A 19,328-nucleotide genomic window follows, 5' to 3' on the forward strand; every position below is an offset into this window, starting at 1 on the left:
AAACTGATGGATCGCATCGGCTTACCGCGGGCTGCTCCCGATGGTCAAGCGGCGACAGCGCGCTTGTCCTCCCCCGCGCGCAAGCTACTGTCCGAGGCGAAGCTGGCAGGGCGGCGCGCGGTGTTTCGTGCGAAGGTCCCCGCCAGATCACGCCGGAGAATGACAGTAAAGGAGAGGGCGCGATGGATCTTGGGATCAAGGGCCGCAAGGCGATCGTATGTGCGGGGTCGAAAGGGCTTGGACGGGGCTGCGCGATGGCGCTGGCGCAGGCGGGCGTCGAGATCGTGCTGAACGCGCGGGGTGCCGATGCGCTGGCCGCGACCGCGAACGAGATCATGGCTGCGACCGGGGTGACCGTGACGCCCGTGGCCGCCGACATCACCACGCCCGAGGGGCGCGCGGCGGTGCTGAGCGAAGCGGGCGAGGTCGACATTCTGGTGACCAATGCGGGCGGCCCGCCCCCGGGCAACTGGCGCGACTGGTCGCGTGACGATTTCATCGCGGCGCTCGACGCGAACATGCTCGCCCCGATCGCGATGATGCAGGCGGTTTTGCCTGCCATGATCGAGCAACGCTGGGGCCGGGTGGTCAACATCACCTCGCAATCCGTGCGCGCGCCGATCGCGCAGCTCGGCCTGTCGAACTCCGCGCGCTCGGGCCTGACGGGCTTCGTTGCGGGCACCTCGCGGCAGGTCGCCGAATATGGCGTGAACATCAACAACCTGCTGCCGGGCCTGCATGCGACCGACCGTGCGGTGTCGCTCGATACGGCGGCGGCGAAGACGAAGGGCATCTCGGTCGAGGAGGCGAAAGCGCAGCGCGAAGCGACGATCCCGGTGCGCCGCTACGGCACGCCCGAGGAGTTCGGCGCGACCTGTGCCTTCATGTGTTCGGCTCATGCGGGTTTCATGGTCGGGCAGAACGTGATGCTCGATGGCGGGCTGAACAACATCTCGATCTAAGCCGGTCTGGCGGACCTGCCGGGCTTGCTTGGGGGGCGGGGGGCTGCTATCTCCCGCCCTGCATTGCCTGACACTTTCGGTCGAGATTTCGCTGCATGAGCGCACAATTACCCCCTCCGCGGCTTGAAGTTCGCGCGCTTGGCCGCGTGTTCGACGGGCTGGCCGTCGTCGATGACGTGTCCTTCGCGATCCCCGCTGGGCAGGTGACCTGTCTGCTGGGGCCTTCGGGCTGCGGCAAGTCGACGACGCTGCGGCTGATCGCGGGCGTCGACATGCAGGATACGGGCGAGATCTACGTCGATGGTAAGCTGATCTGCGACACGGTGTTTCGCATCCCGCCCGAGCAACGCGCGATCGGGCTGATGTTTCAGGATTTCGCGCTGTTTCCGCATCTGACGGTGGCCGAGAATATCGCCTTCGGCCTCAAGGGCGACGCGGCAGCGAAGCGCGCCCGCGTGACGGAATTGCTCGAGAAGGTGCGGCTCACGCGGCATCGCGACAGCTATCCGCACGGGCTTTCGGGCGGCGAGCAGCAGCGCGTGGCACTGGCCCGTGCGCTTGCGCCCCGGCCGCGTATCCTCTTGATGGACGAGCCTTTCTCGGGACTGGACGAGCGCCTGCGCGACGATATCCGCGACGAGACGCTGGCGCTTCTGAAAGAGGAAAACACGGCCGTTCTGCTGGTCACGCATGAGCCGCATGAGGCGATGCGGATGGCCGATGAGATCCTGCTGATGCGCGGCGGGAAGATCGTGCAGCGCGGTGCGCCCTATAACCTCTATAACGCGCCGGTGGACCGGGCGGCGGCAGCGTTCTTCTCGGATGTGAACGTGCTCAAGGGCCAAGTGCAAGACGCGCTGACCGTGACCGCGTTCGGCGATTTCCTGACGCCGGGCCATGCGGACGGGACCGAGATCGACATCGTGATCCGCCCGCAGCATCTAAAGATCGATTTCGACCGGGCAGGGCGCGGCCCCGCTCCGACGCCGCAGGACGGCACGCCCGCGCGTGGCGTCGTTGAACGCGCGCGCTTCCTGGGCCGCGAGAGCCTCGTCGAGTTTCGGATGGATTTCGACGGCACGATCCTGCGCGCCAGCGTCCCGAACGTCTTCCTGCCGAAGCCCGGCACGCCGATGTGGCTGATGATCCGCCGTGATCGCTGCTTCGTCTTCCCGGCGAAAGGGGCTGGCGCTTAAGCGCTCAGCGGTCCTGCCGCCCCGCGCGTCCGCCCCGGCGTTTGCGCAGTTGCGGCGCGCGCTCGGGCAGCTCCGCCATCACTTCGCGGCGCGCCTCGGGCGTCATCCGCGACCATGCGCCGATTTCTTCCATCGTGCGGTAGCAGCCGATGCAGATCCGCGCCTCGGGGTGGATCTGGCAGAGCTTGACGCAGGGGCTCTCGATCTCGGCGCGTTTCCAGATGTCGTCGGTGTTTTGCGGATCGTTCATGCCGCCCCCAGATAGCGCAGCCGATCCAGCGCGCCTTGCAGGATGAAACTGGCCGCGACGTGGTCGATCGCTTCGGCGCGCTTGGCGCGCGACATATCGGCCTCCAGCATCGCGCGTTCGGCGGCGACCGTGCTCAGCCGCTCGTCCCAATAGCTGATCGGCAGATCGGTGAGACGGCTCAGGTTGCGAGCGAAGGCGCGGGTCGATTGGCAACGCGCGCCCTCGGTCCCGTCCATGTTCTTCGGCAGGCCGAGGATCAGGCCCTTCAGCTCGCGCTCCGCCACGATCTTCAGAAGCGCCTCGGCATCGACGCCGAATTTCTTGCGTTTGATCGTCGAGAGCGGCGTCGCGACCGAGCGCAGCCCGTCGGACACCGCGACGCCGATGGTCTTGGTGCCCAGATCGAGCCCCGCGACCCCGCCCATGCGGGGGATCGCTTCGGCGAACTCTTCGATCGTCTCGCAGATCATTCCGCCACACCTGCCGATTTCGCCGCCGCCTCGACCTGAGCTAGCGCGTCCGGGTTGTCCGCCAGCGCCTTTTGCGCCTCGCCCCAGGCTTCCTTGGCGCGTGCGTTCTCGCCCAGAGTCGCGAGCGACGAGATCACGCGGGCCCATTCCTGCGGCGTGCCGCCGTCGGTGGTCAGCCGGTCAAAGAGACCGTCGACCATCCCCTGGATCATCTGCTGGCGCTCCTCGGGCGTCATGGACTGCGCGTCCTTCATCTGCTGGGCGCTCGGGCCGGGGAGGGCGGGTGCCGCTTGCGGTGCGCTTTGCCCCGCCGAGGCGCCGCCCATATCCTTGAGCGCCTGACCAGCGGGCGCCTGATGGGCCGCGTCGATCTTCGCCATGTCTTCCGGGCGCGAGCTGAATTTGCCCTTCGCTTCGCCATAGATCGCATCGGCACGGTCGACCTCGCCGATCATGCGCAGCGAGGAGATCAGACGTGCCCAATCATCCGCGCTGCCGCCTTCCTGCGCGAGCCGGTCGTTCAGCCGCTCCACCATCGAGCGGATCATGTCCTGACGGGCCTCGGGCGACATATCCGCCGCCGCCGCGACATCGGCCTGCGACGGGCCGGGGGCGCCGCGCGGTCTGGGCGGGGTGTAGTCCTTCTCGCCCGCGAGCCATGCCAGTTCCTCGATGTTCTGCCGCATCATCGGCACCCAGGGGTCGCTATTCTCCGAGTTGCGCAATGCGCTGTCCCAGAAGCGGAACGCGCGGTCGGCACGCCCGTTCTGCAGCATCATCAGGCCGACATAGTAGAGCGACAGCCCGTTCTTCGGATCCATCGTCAGTGCGGTCGCGAAGACTTTCTCCGCCTCGGGCGTGATCATTCCGCCTGCCGCCACGGCCATCATGTCGCCCAGTTCGGCGTAATCCTGCGCCGTCGCAGAATCTCCCTTAGTCGCAACGAGACGCTGCTGCGCCTTCCATGCGGCATCGAAGTTGCCCAGCGTTGCCTCGTTGCGTGCCAGCAATTCGAGACCTTTCGGATCGTTGGGCTTTTTCGCCACGGCTTCGCGCAGCTTCTTCATCAGTGCGAGGAATTGTGGGTCCGGGTTGGATTGGGGGGCGGTCGCGCGGGCTTTTGCCATTTTCTCGGCTTCGGCCTGCGAGGGGCGGCTGTCATAGAGTTTGTCTGCATCTGCAAGACGCACGCCGATGGGCTGGTCCTCGTACCCGTCCTGCCCCACGTAATCGTAAAGCGCGAATGCCCCGCCGAAAATCACGACGACGCCAAGCACGACTGCGATGGTCGCCCCTTTCGGCGCGCGGCCGAGATCGGAGCCTGCCTGTGCCTTGCGGTCGGCCTCGAGCATCCGGCGCGAAATCTCCAGCTTCGCGCGGTCGGCTTCCTCGCGCGAGGTGACGCCGCGTTCGACGTCGCGCTCCAGATCGCGCAGCTGGTCGCGATAGACCTGCACGTCATACGAGGCCGCAGGGGCCATCTCGTCCTCGCCGCGCCCACGCAGCAGCGCAAGGGCGAACAAAAGCGCGATGACCGCAACGAGCGCGGCGGCGATAATCCAGAACAGCATGGCGTCTCCTCATCCTTCGTTCCCCATTTAGGCGAGATGACGCCGCGCCGAAAGGGTCTAGCGCGTGAATGGAACTCGATGTCGCAGGCCCATGTCGCTTTTTTCCCTGCGATGCCGCAACAGGGGGGCTTTCGTCCGCCGCCCCGGTCCATCACAAAGGCGAAAGAGTCGAGACTGCTCGGAGGCGCGCTCATGAAACGCTATTCGATGTTTGCCGTTGCACGTGAGGCGATGCGCTTCCATCGCGGCTGGGAACGAGCCTGGCGCTCCCCCGAGCCGAAGAAACGCTATAAGGTCATCGTCGTTGGGGCGGGCGGGCATGGCCTCGCCACCGCCTATTACCTCGGCAAGGTGCATGGCATCACCGATGTCGCGGTGATCGAGAAAGGCTGGCTGGGCGGCGGCAATACGGGCCGCAACACCACGATCATCCGCTCGAACTATCTGCAGGATCCCTCGGCGGCGATCTACGAGAAAGCCCGCGCGCTCTACGAAGATCTGAGCCAGGATCTGAACTACAACGTGATGTTCTCGCCGCGTGGTCTTCTGATGCTGGGCCAGACCGAGCATGAGGTGCGCGGCTACAAGCGCACGGTGCACGCCAACCGCCTGCAGGGCATCGACACGGAATGGATCGGGCCGCAGCAGGTCAAGGATCTCGTGCCGATCATCAATATCGACGGGCCGCGCTACCCGGTGCTGGGCGCGCTGCTGCAAAAGCGCGGCGGCACGGCACGGCACGATGCGGTGGCCTGGGGCTATGCGCGGGCCTGTTCCGATATGGGCATGGATATCATCCAGAAATGCGAAGTGACCGGCGTGCGCACCGAAGGCGGCAAGGTGCAGGGTATCTCGACCAGCAAGGGCGAGATCGACTGCGAACAGCTCGCCATCGTCGTCGCGGGGCACTCCTCGGTCATGGCCGAGATGGCGGGCTTCCGTCTGCCGATCGAGAGCGTGGCGCTGCAGGCTTGGGTCTCCGAGCCGATCAAACCCTGCATGGATGTGGTCGTGATGGCCAACACCGTGCACGGCTACATGTCGCAATCGGACAAGGGCGAGATGGTGATCGGCGGCGGCACGGACGGGTTCAACAACTACACCCAGCGCGGCTCGTGGCACCATGTCGAGGAAACCACCCGCGCGCTGGTCGAGACCTTCCCGATCATCTCGCGCCTCAAGATGCTGCGCCAATGGGGCGGCATCGTGGACATGACCGGTGACCGCTCGCCCATCCTGTCGAAAACCCCGGTCGAGGGCATCTTCGTCAATTGCGGCTGGGGCACCGGCGGGTTCAAGGCGATCCCGGGCTCGGGCTATGGTATGGCCGAGCTGATCGCACGCGGCCACTCGCCGCTGACCGACCAATTCGGCCTCGACCGTTTCAAGGAAGGCCGCTTCATCGACGAAAGCGTCGCCGCAGGGGTGGCGCACTGATGAAGACGACCTCCCTTTCGACCTGCTTCAAATCCCTCCCGGCGCTCTCCAACTGCGAGGTGCATCCCAAATGCTGACCCTCACCTGTCCCTGCTGCGGCGTCATTGCCGAGGAAACCGAATTCGCCCCGGGCGGCGAGGCGCATCTCAAGCGCTTCGGTCCGGGCTCGTCGGATGACGAGTTCGAGGGCTACCTGTTCGCCCGCAAGAACCCGAAAGGCGTCCATTTCGAGCGCTGGCGCCACGCCTATGGCTGCGGCAAGTGGTTCCTGGCTGCACGCGACACCAACACGCTCGAGGTGTTTGCGACCTACAAGGCGCAGACCACCGAGCCCCCCGCCGATGTGATCGCGAAGATCAAAGCGAAACGCCCCGACTGGGAGGGCTATAAATGAGCACGCGTCTTTCCAAGGGTGGTCGTCTGATCGACCGCGCGAAACCGCTCGCCTTCACCTTCAACGGCAAGCCGATGCGCGGCTTTGCGGGCGATACGCTGGCCTCGGCTCTGCTGGGCGGCGGTCAGGTCATGGTGGGTCGCTCGTTCAAATATCACCGCCCGCGCGGCATCGTGGCGTCGGGCGCGGAAGAGCCGAACGCGCTCGTCGGTCTGGGTCGTAACGCGCGGTTCGAGCCCGATCAGCGCACCACCACGACCGAGCTGTTCGAAGGGGCCGAGACCACCAGCCAGAACCACTGGCCGTCGCTCGACTTCGATATCGGCGAGATCAACAACACCTTCTACAAATTCCTGCCCGCAGGTTTCTACTACAAGACCTTCATGGCGCCGCGGGCTGCGTGGAAGCACCTGTTCGAGCCGATCATCCGCAAATCCGCAGGTCTTGGCGGCGTGCCGAAAGAGGCCGACCCGGATCGCTACGAACAGGTCTATGCCCATTGCGACGTGCTCGTCGTGGGCGGCGGCGTGGCGGGTCTTGCCGCGGCGCTGAAAGAGGGCCGCGCGGGCAAGCGCGTCTGGCTGATCGAGCAGACCCCGAACTGGGGCGGGCGCACGCCCGTCGATGGCGGTCAGATCGACGGTCACGACGCACAGAACTGGATCGACAGCGCGCTGGTCGAACTGTCCTCGATGGAGAACGTCACGATGCGCACCCGCCTGATGGCGGCGGGTCTGCACGATCATGGCTATGTCATCGGCTACGAGAACCTCGCCGACACCACCCCCGGCGATGGCCGTCCGCGCCACCGTCTCTGGCGCATCCGTGCAGGCCACACGATCACCGCGACGGGCGCGATCGAGCGTCCGCTGGCCTTCGCGGGCAATGACGTGCCTGGCGTGATGCTGGCCTCGGCGGTGCGCGATTACATCGTGAACTGGGCGGTTTCGCCCGGTGATCGCACGGTTCTCGTGACCAACAATGACGACGCCTACCGCACGGCGCTCGCGATCCTCGATGCAGGTCTGACGGTCTCGGCCGTGGTCGATGCGCGCGAGGAAACCCATGGGGCACTGCCCGAAGCCGTGAAGGCGCGCGGCGTGCGTGTCCTCGAAGGGCGCGGCATCGCGAAAGTGCTGGGCCGCAAGGGCGTCTCCGGCGTCGAGATCTGCGCACAGGCAGGCGAGGGCGGTGCGGTCGAGATGATCGACTGCGATTGCGTCGCGATGTCGGGCGGCTGGTCGCCGGTCGTGCACCTGTGGTCCCATTGCGGCGGCAAGCTAACCTGGGACGATGCGCGCGCGATGTTCCGCCCCGATCCCAACCGTCCGCCGACCGGCGCGGACGGGACCGGCATGGCGACGGTCGTGGGGGCCGCCAATGGCGATCTGACGCTCTCCGAGGCGATGGGCGGTCTGGGTATCGGCGCAGCTTCCGAGGAAGAAGCGCCGCTCGCCCCGGTCTGGATGATGCCCGCAGGCGCGCCCGACGCGCTGCGCTTCAAGAGCTTCCTCGACTACCAGAACGACGTGAAAGTCTCCGACGTGCAACTCGCTGCGCGCGAGGGCTACGAGTCGGTCGAACATACCAAGCGCTACACGACGCTCGGCATGGCGACCGATCAGGGGAAACTGAGCAATATCAACGGGCTTGCGATCCTCTCGGATGCGCTTGGTCAACCGATCCCGGCCACTGGCACGACCACCTTCCGCCCGCCCTACACGCCGATTTCGCTTGGCGCTGTGACGGCGGAGGCCAAGGGCGAGCTGTTCCAGCCGCTGCGTCGCACCCCGATCCAGTCCTGGCACGAGGCCAAGGGCGCGCATTGGGAGCCGGTCGGCCATTGGCGTCGCCCCTATTGCTACCCGAAATCGGGCGAGAGCCACCGCGACGCGGTCAATCGCGAGATCACCAATACCCGCAAGAATGTGGGCATGCTCGACGCCTCGACGCTGGGCAAGATCGTGGTGAAAGGGCCGGATGCGGGGAAATTCCTCGACATGCTCTACACGAACATGATGTCGACCCTGCCGGTGGGCAAATGCCGCTACGGGCTGATGTGCAACGAGAACGGCTTCCTGATGGATGACGGGGTCGTGGCGCGGCTCGACGAGGATACGTGGCTGTGCCACACGACCTCGGGCGGGGCCGATCACATCCACGGCTGGATGGAAGACTGGCTGCAATGCGAGTGGTGGGATTGGAAGGTCTACACCGCGAACCTGACCGAGCAATACGCGCAAATCGCCGTCGTCGGTCCGAAATCGCGCGAGCTGTTGGAGCGTTTGGGCGGCATGGATGTCAGCAAGGAGACGCTGCCCTTCATGAAATGGACCGAGGGCAAGCTGGGCAGTTTCGACGCGCGCATCTTCCGCATCTCCTTCTCGGGCGAGCTGAGCTACGAGATCGCGGTGCCTGCGAGCCAAGGCCTCGCGCTGTGGAAGGCACTCATGGCCGAGGGCGAGGCGCTTGGCGTGATGCCCTACGGCACCGAGGCGCTGCATGTGATGCGCGCCGAGAAGGGCTTCATCATGATCGGCGACGAGACCGACGGCACGGTGATCCCGCAGGATCTGGGGCTGAACTGGGCGCTCTCGAAGAAGAAGACCGACTATCTGGGCAAGCGCGCGCAGGAGCGGTCCCACATGACCGACCCGAACCGCTGGAAGCTGGTCGGCCTTGAGACGCTCGACGGATCGGTGATCCCCGATGGCAGCCACGCGCCCGCCGACGGGTTCAACGCCAACGGTCAGCGCCACACACAAGGCCGCGTCACCTCGACCTATTACTCGCCGACGATCGGCAAAGGGATCGCGATGGGGTTGGTGCTGAACGGGCCCGACCGTATGGGCGAGGTGATCGAATTCACCGGCGAGGGCGAGGAAATGGTTAAGGCGCGGATCGTCGATCCGGTCTTCTACGACAAGGACGGGGAGAAGCAGAATGTCTGAGGCTGTCAGCGCCCTTTCCGGGCAGACCCACGAAGGTTTCGTCACCGTGTCCGAGGCCGGGCTGGTGGGCATGATCTCGATCCGCTCCGATCTGGAGGCCAAGGGGCTCGCCAAGGCGCTCAAGGCCGAGGGGCTACCCGTCCCCGGCCCGCGCCGGATCGAGACCGTTGACGGGCGCTCCATCGCCTGGATGAGCCCCGATGAGCTGTTGCTGATCTGCGCTCATGACGAGGCCCCCGCGCTGACCGATCGGCTGGCCAAGGCGCTTGCCGCAGACCACGCGCTGGTCGTCAACGTCTCCGACGCCCGCGCGATGTTTACCATCCGCGGCGAGAGGGCCGATCAGGTGGTGATGAAGCTCTCGCCCGCCGATATCGCGACGCTTCCCGCAGGCGAGATCCGCCGCTCGCGCACCGCGCAAGTGGCGGCGGCGTTCTGGCGCTCCGGGGAAAGTGAAATCTCACTCATATCTTTCCGCTCGGTCGCCGGCTATGTTATGGGACTGCTTGAAGTTTCCGCCCGTGAGGGCAGCGATCTCTTTTAACATCCGGGCGTTGGTCTTGCATTAATCGGGCCGCTTCGTGCCCGATTAATTTGTCGAGGCCATATGTTCCGTCCATTTCTTTTCGCAGCTTTCGTCGTCATTTCCGCTGGCCCGGTTCTGGCCAATCCCGAGCAGCCGAAGCTGCCGCGCGGGACGCAGGTGATGCGTTGCACCTTCGAGACCGGCCATCTGTCGAATTCGACACCCGGCGAGGTCGATCTGCTGAAAATCCCGGGCGGGGAATGGAAGGTCTATGACACGTTCCTCCATCATTTCGACTTGCCGTTGCAGCCGGTGCAGGTGCTTGTCGACAATCCAAAGCGCACGACGTTTGGCTGGAAGGTCGACAGGCTCAAGACCAAGCGCAACTACTACACCCCGCGCGTCGAGTTTCGCGTGACCCGTTTGAAGGCCAGCGGTAAGGCCTCGATCGCGGTGCGCCCGCGGGGCTATCGGTCTGAGACGGCTTGGGGCTCCTGCGACCCGATCCATGAGATCCAGGTCGGGGCACGCGGCGCGGCCTCTTCGTCGTAGAATTCCGACAAGACATCGCAATCGGAGGCGGGCGCCCCTGAGCGTCCGTCATCTGTCGAACGTGCAGAGGGTGTTTGGCGGCACGTCTGGCCGTTGCCGACGTCTGGATGCGCGCGGACACGCTTTGCGACGCCGCGAGACGGAAGTTCAGCCCTCTACGGTGACCCTCGTCCCTCGAGCTTCATGCGCGAGTTCGTCGCTCAGGGCACAAGGACGTCCTCGGACGCCGCCAAATCTGGGTGCTGCGTCCTGAGTGCGACGCGCGTTTCGCTGGCTTTGCGGCGCGCGGCTGTCAGCTCCGCCATCGCCTGTTGGTCGTCGATGCGCCCGAGATTGGCTCCGCCAAATTCATAATCGAACGGGACGTCGTGAAGCTCAGGATCAACCTGGAAAATAATATCGTTAACCGCAAAGCTGTTTTTGCGATAACCCTCTTCGATTGAAAGAGACAGGGATATCAGATGTCGACTGTTGAAGGGCGACATGAAGAAGTTTCGCGTAAGTGCCGGGAAAATGAGCCCGATTGTCGAGCTATAGTATATTTCGAGGAACATAAGGTCGACTTGGCGTTTCGCAGCGTTTTCCGGAAGCGTTTCGACCCAGTTCTGATACTCGGGTAGAAACGTCCTGTATGTCTTGCGGTCGAACGCTTTGCCCGGCACGATCAGCAGGCGTTTGACTTGCCAGCGTAGGTTATTTCTTCCGTCCTCGCCCAGTTTGTCGATGAACACGGCACGCAACAAGTCGGTTTGGTGGCCGCGCAGGATCACCATCCTATCCTCGAGGCATTCATGCAGCCCGTGAGCGACTTCCCGGGTCAGCTTTTTCTTGAACCCGAGCGCGGCATGGAATTCGGCTTCGAACCGCGAAACATCCTCTTCAGAGACCTTGATATTCCGCTTGTCGTGGATTTCATGGTCGACCTGCAGGACCTTCGCGAGTGTTCGAGCGATCGTTGCGTCGATCCTGCTCGCGTAATTATGGATATGGGTGAAAAATTGGTCGAAGCCCGCGAGGTTCGTGCGCGATATCGAAGCGAGCAAGCGGCTATCCTGCCCTCCCGATAACGGGAGCGCAGTTTTGAAGTTAGCGTTGATCTCTCCGATAACCTTCGAGGTTCGTTGAATTATTTCTCCGTAAATATCGTCATGCGATCGATCCGTCGTGAAATCCTCGTCGCGCGGCCAAAAGCGAGTTTCGGAAAAGTCATTGAGATCGAGATAGAAATTCGGATTACCGCGACGGACATCCTTGTCGTAAGTGTGGAACAGGCTGTAATTGCCTTCGCCGCGCTCGATGAGAGAATGGTCGTATAGCGGATGAGGTGTTGTGTCGCGCTCGATGCAAAGGGCAAGGCTCGACGCGACCTGTCGCTCTTCACGGTCATAGACCATGCCATTCATGCCGACCGCGTCACTGTAAAATCGCTTTGAAGCGCCTTTGGCAATAAATACATTATACCGACCGGAAACGTAAAAGAGCCAGTCTTCGAAATCCTCAAAGAAGCTATCGCGATCCAAATCGAGTGACGGGATTTTATGGGTGCCCTTCACCAAGGTCTCGTTATCGACTCCGATACCGATGAAAAGGCCGATCGCACGGCCCTTGGCATCTTCCAGCTTCGAAACGCATACTCCGTCGCCGACATGAAGGTGCCAGCCGCCGAAACTGTAACGCTTCAGGATCGTGTCCGTAATCTCACGTTGTGTCAGGAGATATTGCCAGCGCGAAATTTTCTCGAAATTGATGCCTGCTTTCGCGCAGTCGGACTCCGCTCTAATCGTCGTCATTCACAAATCTTTCTGAAAATTATGAATAGATTTAGATACTGATAAAACTCTCAGCGATACTATGAACCCGGACGTTCTTGTCAACGCTGCCGGTACGGCGGTCGGCAAGAAACAGGGCTTCCGTGTCCCCACCTTCGTTCAGGCCCTAATCTTGCCAATAGACACAAAAGCGCGCCGGGGCGGGGCCTCGGCGCGCGTTTTGTTCAATGCTGCGACGATTACTCCAGTTCGACCAGCAGATCCTTCGCGTCGATCTGCGCCCCCGGCGAGACATGGATCGCCTTCACCGTGGCTTCGCGGTCGGAATGGATGCCGGTCTCCATCTTCATCGCTTCGATGGTCAGGAGCATATCGCCCGGTTTCACCTTCTGGCCGACATTGACCGCGATCGAGGCGATCGAGCCCGGCATCGGCGCGCCGATATGGTTCGCATTGCCCGCCTCGGCCTTCGGCTTCGCCGCCGTCGTCGCCTTCACCGCGCGGTTCGGGACGCGCACGGCGCGGGGCTGGCCGTTGAGTTCGAAATAAACCTTCACCTCGCCCAGCTCGTCGGTTTCGCCGGTGGTGAGGTAGCGGATCTCCAGCGTCTTGCCGGGGTCGATCTCGGCGGAGATCTCGTCCTGCGGCTCCATCCCGTAGAAGAAGACCGGGGTCGGCAGGGTGCGCACCGGGCCATAGGCTTCGTGGCGGCTCGCGTAATCGGTGAAGACTTTGGGGTACATCAGGTAGCCCGCGAGATCTTCATTGTCGATTTCGCGCCCGTCGAGCTGATCGGAGACCTCCTTGCGGGCGGCTTCCAGATCGACCGGGGGCAGGTTCTTGCCGGGGCGCTCGGTCGAGGGATGCTCGCCCTTGAGCACCTTCTTCACAACCCCCTCGGGCCAGCCGCCGGGCGGTTGGCCGAGATTGCCGCGCATCATGTCGATGACCGAATCCGGGAAGGAGACATCCTTGGCCGGATCGAGCACGTCTTCCTTCGACAGGCCCTGCGCGACCATCATCAGCGCCATGTCGCCCACGACTTTCGAGGACGGCGTGACTTTCACGATGTCGCCGAAGATCTGGTTGGCATCGGCATAGGCCTGGGCCACCTCGTGCCAGCGCTCCTCCAGCCCCAGCGAGCGCGCCTGCGCCTTGAGGTTGGTGAATTGGCCGCCGGGCATCTCGTGCAGATAGACCTCGGAGGCCGGGGCTTCGAGGCCGCTCTCGAAGGCCGCATATTGGTGACGCACGGCCTCCCAGTAGTTAGACATCATGCGGATCGCGTGGATATCGAGGCCGGTGTCGCGTTCAGTATGGGCCAGGGCCTCCACGATCGAGCCGAGGCAGGGCTGCGAAGTGCCGCCCGAGAAGGCGTCCATCGCCGCATCCACCGCGTCGACGCCAGCATCTGCCGCCGCGAGAATGGTCGCGCCCGCGATTCCGCTCGTGTCATGCGTGTGGAAGTGGATCGGGATATCGACCTCTTCCTTCAGCGCCGCGATCAACTTGCGGGCGGCGGCGGGTTTCAGAAGGCCCGCCATATCCTTGAGACCCAGCACATGTGCGCCCGCGGCCTCCAGCTCTTTCGCCATGCCGATATAGTATTTCAGGTCATACTTGGCGCGGTCCGGATCGAGGATATCGCCGGTGTAGCAGATCGTGCCTTCGCAGATCTTGCCGCTTTCGATAACCGCATCCATCGCGACGCGCATGTTCTCGACCCAGTTGAGCGAGTCGAAGACGCGGAACACGTCGACGCCGCTCTCCGCCGCCTGCTTCACAAAGAACTGCACCACGTTGTCGGGGTAGTTCGTGTAGCCCACGCCGTTCGAGGCGCGCAGCAGCATCTGCGTCAGGATGTTGGGCATTTCCTCGCGGATGTCGCGCAGGCGCTGCCACGGGCATTCCTGCAAGAAGCGATAGGCCACGTCGAAGGTCGCGCCGCCCCAGCATTCGACCGAGAACAGGTCGCTGAGGTTCGAGGCATAGGCGGGCGCGGCCTTGATCATGTCGATCGAGCGCATCCGCGTCGCCAGCAGCGACTGGTGGCCGTCGCGCATCGTGGTGTCGGTCAGCAGAAGCTTCTTCTGCGCCTTCATCCAGTCGGCGACCGCCTTCGCGCCCTCTTTCTCGAGCAGGTTCCGGCTGCCCGGTTTTGCCTCATCCTTGTAGGCGGGCAGGCGCGGCGGTTTCGCTTCGGCATGGGGCTTGTTGCGACCCGCAGTCTCGGGGTGACCGTTCACGGTGATATCCGCGATATAGGTCAGGATCTTGGTGCCCCGGTCGCGGCGCTGCTTGAAGTCGAACAGCTCCGGCGTCGTGTCGATGAACTTCGTCGTGTAGCTCATGTCGAGGAAGGTCGGGTGCTTGAGCAGGTTGATGACGAAGTCGATATTCGTGCTCACGCCGCGGATACGGAATTCGCGCAGGGCGCGGTCCATCCGGCGGATCGCCTGATCGGGATCCTGCGCCCAGGCGGTGACCTTCACCAGAAGCGAGTCGTAGTAGCGGGTGATGACGCCGCCCGCATAGGCCGTGCCGCCGTCGAGGCGGATGCCGTTGCCGGTGGCCGAGCGATAGGCGGTCAGGCGGCCGTAATCGGGGATGAAGTTGTTCTGCGGGTCTTCGGTGGTCACGCGACACTGCAGCGCGTGGCCCGACAGTTCGATCTCGTCCTGAGATTTCGCGCGGGTGGCCTCGGCCAGCGTCGCGCCCTCGGCGATCTTGATCTGGGCCTGCACGATGTCGATGCCGGTGACCTCTTCGGTCACGGTATGCTCGACCTGAACGCGCGGGTTCACCTCGATGAAGTAGAACTTGTCCGAGTCCATATCCATCAGGAATTCGACCGTGCCGGCGCATTCATAGCCGACCGCCTGACCGATCTTCAGCGCGAGCTGGCAGACCTCTTCGCGCTGCTCGTCCGAGAGATAGGGGGCGGGGGCGCGTTCGACGACCTTCTGGTTGCGGCGCTGCACGGTGCAGTCGCGCTCGTAGAGGTGATAGAGATTGCCATGCGTGTCGCCCAGCAGCTGCACCTCGACGTGGCGCGCGCGGATGATCATCTTCTCGAGATAGCCCTCGCCATTGCCGAAGGCGGCTTCGGCCTCGCGACGGCCCTCGCGGACCTTCTCGACCAGTTCGTCCTCGCCGAGGATCGGGCGCATGCCGCGACCGCCGCCGCCCCAGCTGGCTTTCAGCATCAGCGGGTAGCCGATCTCGGCGGCCTCTTTCTTGATCGCGTCGAAATCCTCGCCCAGCACTTCGGTCGCGGGGATGACCGGCACACCGGCCTTGATCGCCACGCGCCGCGCCGAGGCCTTGTCGCCGAGCGCGCGCATCGTCTCGGCCTTCGGGCCGATGAAGGTGATGCCGGCGGCGTCGCAGGCTTCGACGAAATCGGGGTTCTCCGAGAGCAGGCCATAGCCCGGGTGGATCGCATCGGCACCGCTTTCCTTGGCGACGCGGATGATCTCTTCGATCGAGAGATAGGCGCCGACGGGCGAAAGACCCTCGCCGATGCGATAGGCTTCATCGGCTTTGAAGCGGTGCAGGCCCAACTTGTCCTCTTCGGCGTAGACGGCGACCGTCTTCTTGCCCAGCTCGTTGGCGGCGCGCATCACCCGGATGGCGATCTCGCCACGGTTGGCCACGAGGATCTTGTTGAACATAGCGTTCTCCCTGTTGTCGAAAGTGGCCGCTACGGTACAGTTGCCGCGCCGCAGCGCAAGGGCCTACCTGCAAAGTTGGGCAAATTTACTGACCAAACCGCTCGGGTTTGCAAAGTCACGCTACGCGACCGCAGCTCCGTCCCGGCCCGTCTGGGATTGACTAGACCGGCGCTCTGGGCAAGGTGGGGCGCATGATCGATCTGCGCCCGGTTGGATATATCATCGGAATGCTGACATCCGTGCTGGGGCTGACGATGCTTATCCCGGCAGCGGTGGATTTGGGTTATGGCGCAGCGCATTGGCTGGTTTTCGTCGAAAGCGCGGTGCTGACGACGACGGCGGGGGCGCTGCTGGCGCTCGCCTCCCGCGACGGGTTGGCTCGGACGCTGTCGATCCATCAAAGCTTTCTGCTGACCTCGCTCGTCTGGCTGACGCTGCCCTTCTTCGGGGCGCTGCCTTTCATGCTGGGCGTGCCGCACCTGTCGCTGGTCGACGCTTATTTCGAGGCGATGTCGGGCCTGACCACGACCGGCACCACCGCGATCCCGCATCTCGATACGCTGCCGCCGGGGGTGAACCTGTGGCGCGGGCTGCTGCAATGGCTGGGCGGTCTGGGGATCATCATCGTCGCGATGATCTTCCTGCCGGTGATGAAGGTCGGCGGGATGCAGTTCTTCCGCTCGGAAGGGTTTGATACGCTTGGGAAAATCCTGCCGCGCGCGATGGATATCTCGACCGCGCTGATCCGCATCTATGTCGGGCTGACGATCGCCTGCGCGCTGACCTATATCGGCCTCGGCATGAAGGGGTTCGACGCGATCATGCATGCGCTCACCACGATGAGCACCGGCGGGTTTTCCAATTACGACGCCAGCTTCGCCGCCTATAAGGGCGCGCCGGAATACGCGGCCTCGGTCTTCATGGCGCTGGCGGCGATGCCGTTCATCCGCTTCGTGCAGGTGATGCGCGGCGATACGATGCCGCTCTGGCGCGACCCGCAGGTGCGCGCCTTCCTACGCTGGATGGGCTATGCGATCGCGATCATCGTTCTTTACCGCATGATCCGCCACGAGGCGTCTTTCTGGCCGACGCTGCGCGAGGTGACGTTCAACGTGGTCTCGACCTTCACCGGGACGGGCTATGCCTCGGAGGACGTGACCCAATGGGGGCATCTGGCCTTCACGATCCTGCTGATTTCCGGGCTGATCGGGGGCTGTACGGCCTCCACCGCCTGTTCGATCAAGGTGTTTCGCTACCTGATCCTTCTCGAAGCGATCAAGGCGCAGATTCAGCGTCTCTACTCGCCGCACCGTTTGCTGAAGGTGCAATATGACGGCCGCCCGGTCGAGGATAGCGTGGTTAACTCGGTGATGGCCTTCTTCTCGCTGTTCATCCTGATTTTCGGGATTCTGATAATCGCGCTGACCTTCACCGGGCTCGGGACCGAGACGGCGATGACCGCCGCCTGGACCTCGATCGCCAATATCGGCCCCGCATGGGGGCCGGAGATCACCGCGAACGGCTCGGTCGCGGATTTCCCGGACAGCGCGAAATGGCTGATGAGCGCGGCAATGTGCCTCGGGCGGCTCGAATTGATGAGCGTGCTCGTGCTGTTGCTGCCGCGCTTCTGGCGGGGCTGATTACTTCCAGCAGGAAATCTGCACCACCATCCCGTCCGCGATCTGCTGCAGGTCTTCCGGGTCGCGATTGGCCGAGATGCCTGCGGCTTTCGGGGTGAAACCGTTGTCCGACAGGCCCGGCGCCATCGCCTTCGCCTGCAGCGCAACAGTCAGGTTGTCGGGCAGCACCCGGTTCGCGTCGCCGCCCGAGGGCAGCAACATCCCCACGACCGCGCCCGTGCCGTCGAGCACCGGCCCGCCCACATCGCCTGCACGGGTCTGCGCCTCGATCCGGGCCTGACTGTCTTGCCCCTCCAGCCCCTTGAGCGCGGAGAGCGTGCCGAAATTCAGCACCGGCGCGGAGAGCGCTTCGGGATAGGAGAAGCCCGCCACCGCCACCTTGCTCCCGGCCATCGGCGCATCGGGGTTGAATTTCGCGACTTCCTTCGGCGCCAGCGTGTCTTTCGGGGTCAGGACCGCATAGCCCTTGGCGCCGCCGTCGAAGCTGAGCGAGGCGGGGTGATCCTCGATGGTGATCCGTCCGCATTGGTCGAGTCCCTCGGCGGCGGTCAGCACATGGCCATCGGCATCGATGAAGAAGCCCGAGCGCGAGAAGATCGGCGCGCGCTTCTCGATCCCCGCCATCAGGGCGGCCCGCGTCACCGACATCGGCTGGCCGAGCGTCGCGTCGAGCGACGAGGTGCCGATGGGCGTGAAGCTCTTTTTCATCGCGTCGAGCACGCGGGCCCGGCGCGTGTCGTCCCCGGCGGGCCAAACCAGCGTGAAGCCCTTGATCTGCCCGCGCGAGAGTTCCGCATGGGTGTAGGACTGCACAGCAGTGTTCTGGCCTTCGATGGTGAAGCTGTTGCCGCGAATGTTGCGCTCGCCCCCCGTCGGCACGATTTCGAGCGTCTGCATCGCGTCATAAAGACCGCGCAGCCGCGCGGCGTCGCCGGGCTGCGAGATCAGCAGAACCTGCACGCCGCTGCCATCCTTGGGCGCGTAATTCACGAAAGGCGCGTTGTAGCGGTCGAATTTCACCAGCCCCATCGGCAGGTCGATCCGGATGCCGGCCTGATCTTCGGTCACGGTCTGCAGCCCCAGCGCTGCGCGCTCGGAGGCGACCTTGTCCAGAAGGGCCGCCTGCTGGGTCGAGGACAGCACGCCGGTCGGCTCGTAATCGTTCTTCATCTGCCAGTCGGCGATCGAATTGCGGGTGCCGCCGCCGAAAATTCCGTCGATCGCGCCCTGATAGCTGCCTTCCCATTCCAGCGCGGTCTGGATGTCGCGCTTGGTCTGCGGATCGAGTGCAGCTTCCAGTCGGCGCGAATCCCGCAGCGTTTCCACAGGTTCGGGCGCGGGCGTGACCTCTTGCGGAGCGGGAGTGTCGGCGGTCGCGGTGGTGTCAGGGCTCACCGGCTCTGGCGCGGTGGCGGTGTCTTGGGCGGGCGTGTCCGGGGGCGTGGTCTGGCCATCCGTTTGCGCGGCCGCATCCGGCCCGTCCAGCGGCTCCACGTCGATCGGGGCGGGCATCGGCGCGCCGCGCACGTCGCTTTGGGTGTCGGCTTGCGGGGCGGGTTGTTCGGGCGCCTGCGCGGGGGCGTTCAGGGTCGCGCCGACCGGCCAGAACTGCTGGCGGAAGTTGTTGCCATCGGCCACGAAACTGTCGCGCGGGATCAGACCCTCGCGGCGCAGAACCCGGCGGCGCGCATTCGCCTCCGCATCATCGGCAAAGGGGCCAAGCGCGATCGCGTACCAGCCGGAATCGAGCCGGAAGCCGGTGGTGTCGGGGAACATGCCCGCCCAGTCGCGGGCGCGCGCTTCGGCTTGGGCAAGCGAGCTTTTCGCCTCGATCTGCACCCAGGCTTCGGCCCAGGCCGTGCCGGTCCAGATCATGCCGGTGAGGCTGGCTCCGACGACGATCGAAACTGTCCGTGAAATTGCCCGCATTGCTGCC

The 19,328-nt window shown here is 64.2% G+C and carries 14 protein-coding genes; 8 read left to right on the top strand and 6 right to left on the bottom strand.

Annotated elements, in window-relative coordinates; all coding sequences use genetic code 11:
- Positions 1 to 182 precede the first annotated feature (182 nt).
- Both ACZ7GB_RS08355 and ACZ7GB_RS08360 read left to right on the top strand, forming a co-directional pair.
- Positions 183 to 962: an SDR family oxidoreductase gene (locus tag ACZ7GB_RS08355; protein WP_472158272.1), complete on the top strand. Its 780-nt coding sequence runs from the start codon at positions 183 to 185 to the stop codon at positions 960 to 962.
- A 95-nt stretch (positions 963 to 1,057) separates the two neighbouring features.
- A complete protein-coding gene (locus ACZ7GB_RS08360) occupies positions 1,058 to 2,158 on the top strand; it encodes an ABC transporter ATP-binding protein (protein ID WP_472158273.1) in 1,101 nt (366 codons plus the stop codon).
- 4 nt (positions 2,159 to 2,162) lie between these two features.
- On the opposite strand, the gene ACZ7GB_RS08365 is transcribed toward ACZ7GB_RS08360, so the two are convergent.
- The 3 genes from ACZ7GB_RS08365 to ccmI are packed head-to-tail and all read right to left on the bottom strand — an operon-like array spanning position 2,163 to position 4,449.
- On the bottom strand, positions 2,163 to 2,408 hold the full coding sequence (locus ACZ7GB_RS08365) for a DUF1289 domain-containing protein (protein WP_078548071.1): 246 nt from the start codon (positions 2,406 to 2,408) through the stop codon (positions 2,163 to 2,165).
- The gene (ruvX, locus tag ACZ7GB_RS08370; RefSeq protein WP_078604559.1) at positions 2,405 to 2,878 is read right to left on the bottom strand and encodes a Holliday junction resolvase RuvX; all 474 of its coding nucleotides are present in this window, start codon (positions 2,876 to 2,878) and stop codon (positions 2,405 to 2,407) included. The genes ACZ7GB_RS08365 and ruvX overlap by 4 nt, the downstream gene beginning before the upstream one ends.
- On the bottom strand, positions 2,875 to 4,449 hold the full coding sequence (ccmI, locus tag ACZ7GB_RS08375) for a c-type cytochrome biogenesis protein CcmI (protein ID WP_472158274.1): 1,575 nt from the start codon (positions 4,447 to 4,449) through the stop codon (positions 2,875 to 2,877). The genes ruvX and ccmI overlap by 4 nt, the downstream gene beginning before the upstream one ends.
- Before the next feature lie 192 nt (positions 4,450 to 4,641).
- Here ccmI and ACZ7GB_RS08380 point away from each other — a divergent pair, with 192 nt between their 5' ends.
- From ACZ7GB_RS08380 to ACZ7GB_RS08400, 5 genes are all read left to right on the top strand, one after another.
- On the top strand, positions 4,642 to 5,886 hold the full coding sequence (locus tag ACZ7GB_RS08380; RefSeq protein WP_078520286.1) for a sarcosine oxidase subunit beta family protein: 1,245 nt from the start codon (positions 4,642 to 4,644) through the stop codon (positions 5,884 to 5,886).
- Between the two features lie 70 nt (positions 5,887 to 5,956).
- The gene (locus ACZ7GB_RS08385) at positions 5,957 to 6,280 is read left to right on the top strand and encodes a sarcosine oxidase subunit delta (RefSeq protein ID WP_078548063.1); all 324 of its coding nucleotides are present in this window, start codon (positions 5,957 to 5,959) and stop codon (positions 6,278 to 6,280) included.
- Positions 6,277 to 9,231, top strand: a complete 2,955-nt coding sequence (locus ACZ7GB_RS08390; protein ID WP_472158276.1) for a sarcosine oxidase subunit alpha family protein — start codon at positions 6,277 to 6,279, stop codon at positions 9,229 to 9,231. Before ACZ7GB_RS08385 ends, ACZ7GB_RS08390 begins: the two co-directional genes overlap by 4 nt.
- Positions 9,224 to 9,775: a sarcosine oxidase subunit gamma gene (locus tag ACZ7GB_RS08395; RefSeq protein ID WP_472158277.1), complete on the top strand. Its 552-nt coding sequence runs from the start codon at positions 9,224 to 9,226 to the stop codon at positions 9,773 to 9,775. The genes ACZ7GB_RS08390 and ACZ7GB_RS08395 overlap by 8 nt, the downstream gene beginning before the upstream one ends.
- A gap of 63 nt (positions 9,776 to 9,838) precedes the next feature.
- Positions 9,839 to 10,309, top strand: a complete 471-nt coding sequence (locus ACZ7GB_RS08400) for a hypothetical protein (RefSeq protein WP_472158278.1) — start codon at positions 9,839 to 9,841, stop codon at positions 10,307 to 10,309.
- Between the two features lie 200 nt (positions 10,310 to 10,509).
- Here ACZ7GB_RS08400 and ACZ7GB_RS08405 read toward each other — a convergent pair whose 3' ends face one another.
- The gene (locus ACZ7GB_RS08405; RefSeq protein WP_472158279.1) at positions 10,510 to 12,099 is read right to left on the bottom strand and encodes a hypothetical protein; all 1,590 of its coding nucleotides are present in this window, start codon (positions 12,097 to 12,099) and stop codon (positions 10,510 to 10,512) included.
- A 218-nt stretch (positions 12,100 to 12,317) separates the two neighbouring features.
- Complete coding sequence (locus ACZ7GB_RS08410) at positions 12,318 to 15,752, bottom strand: pyruvate carboxylase (RefSeq protein ID WP_472158281.1); 3,435 nt, start codon at positions 15,750 to 15,752, stop codon at positions 12,318 to 12,320.
- A 191-nt stretch (positions 15,753 to 15,943) separates the two neighbouring features.
- Between ACZ7GB_RS08410 and ACZ7GB_RS08415 the strand changes: the two genes are divergently transcribed.
- Positions 15,944 to 17,392 (top strand): TrkH family potassium uptake protein, encoded by a 1,449-nt coding sequence (locus ACZ7GB_RS08415; RefSeq protein WP_078548050.1) that lies wholly within the window; start codon positions 15,944 to 15,946, stop codon positions 17,390 to 17,392.
- Here the strand turns inward: ACZ7GB_RS08415 and ACZ7GB_RS08420 are convergent, their stop codons facing one another.
- Complete coding sequence (locus tag ACZ7GB_RS08420; protein ID WP_472158282.1) at positions 17,393 to 19,321, bottom strand: trypsin-like peptidase domain-containing protein; 1,929 nt, start codon at positions 19,319 to 19,321, stop codon at positions 17,393 to 17,395.
- Between the last annotated feature and the right edge of the window lie 7 nt (positions 19,322 to 19,328).

This window comes from Thioclava sp. PTB-PU3-1 (genome assembly GCF_055666785.1).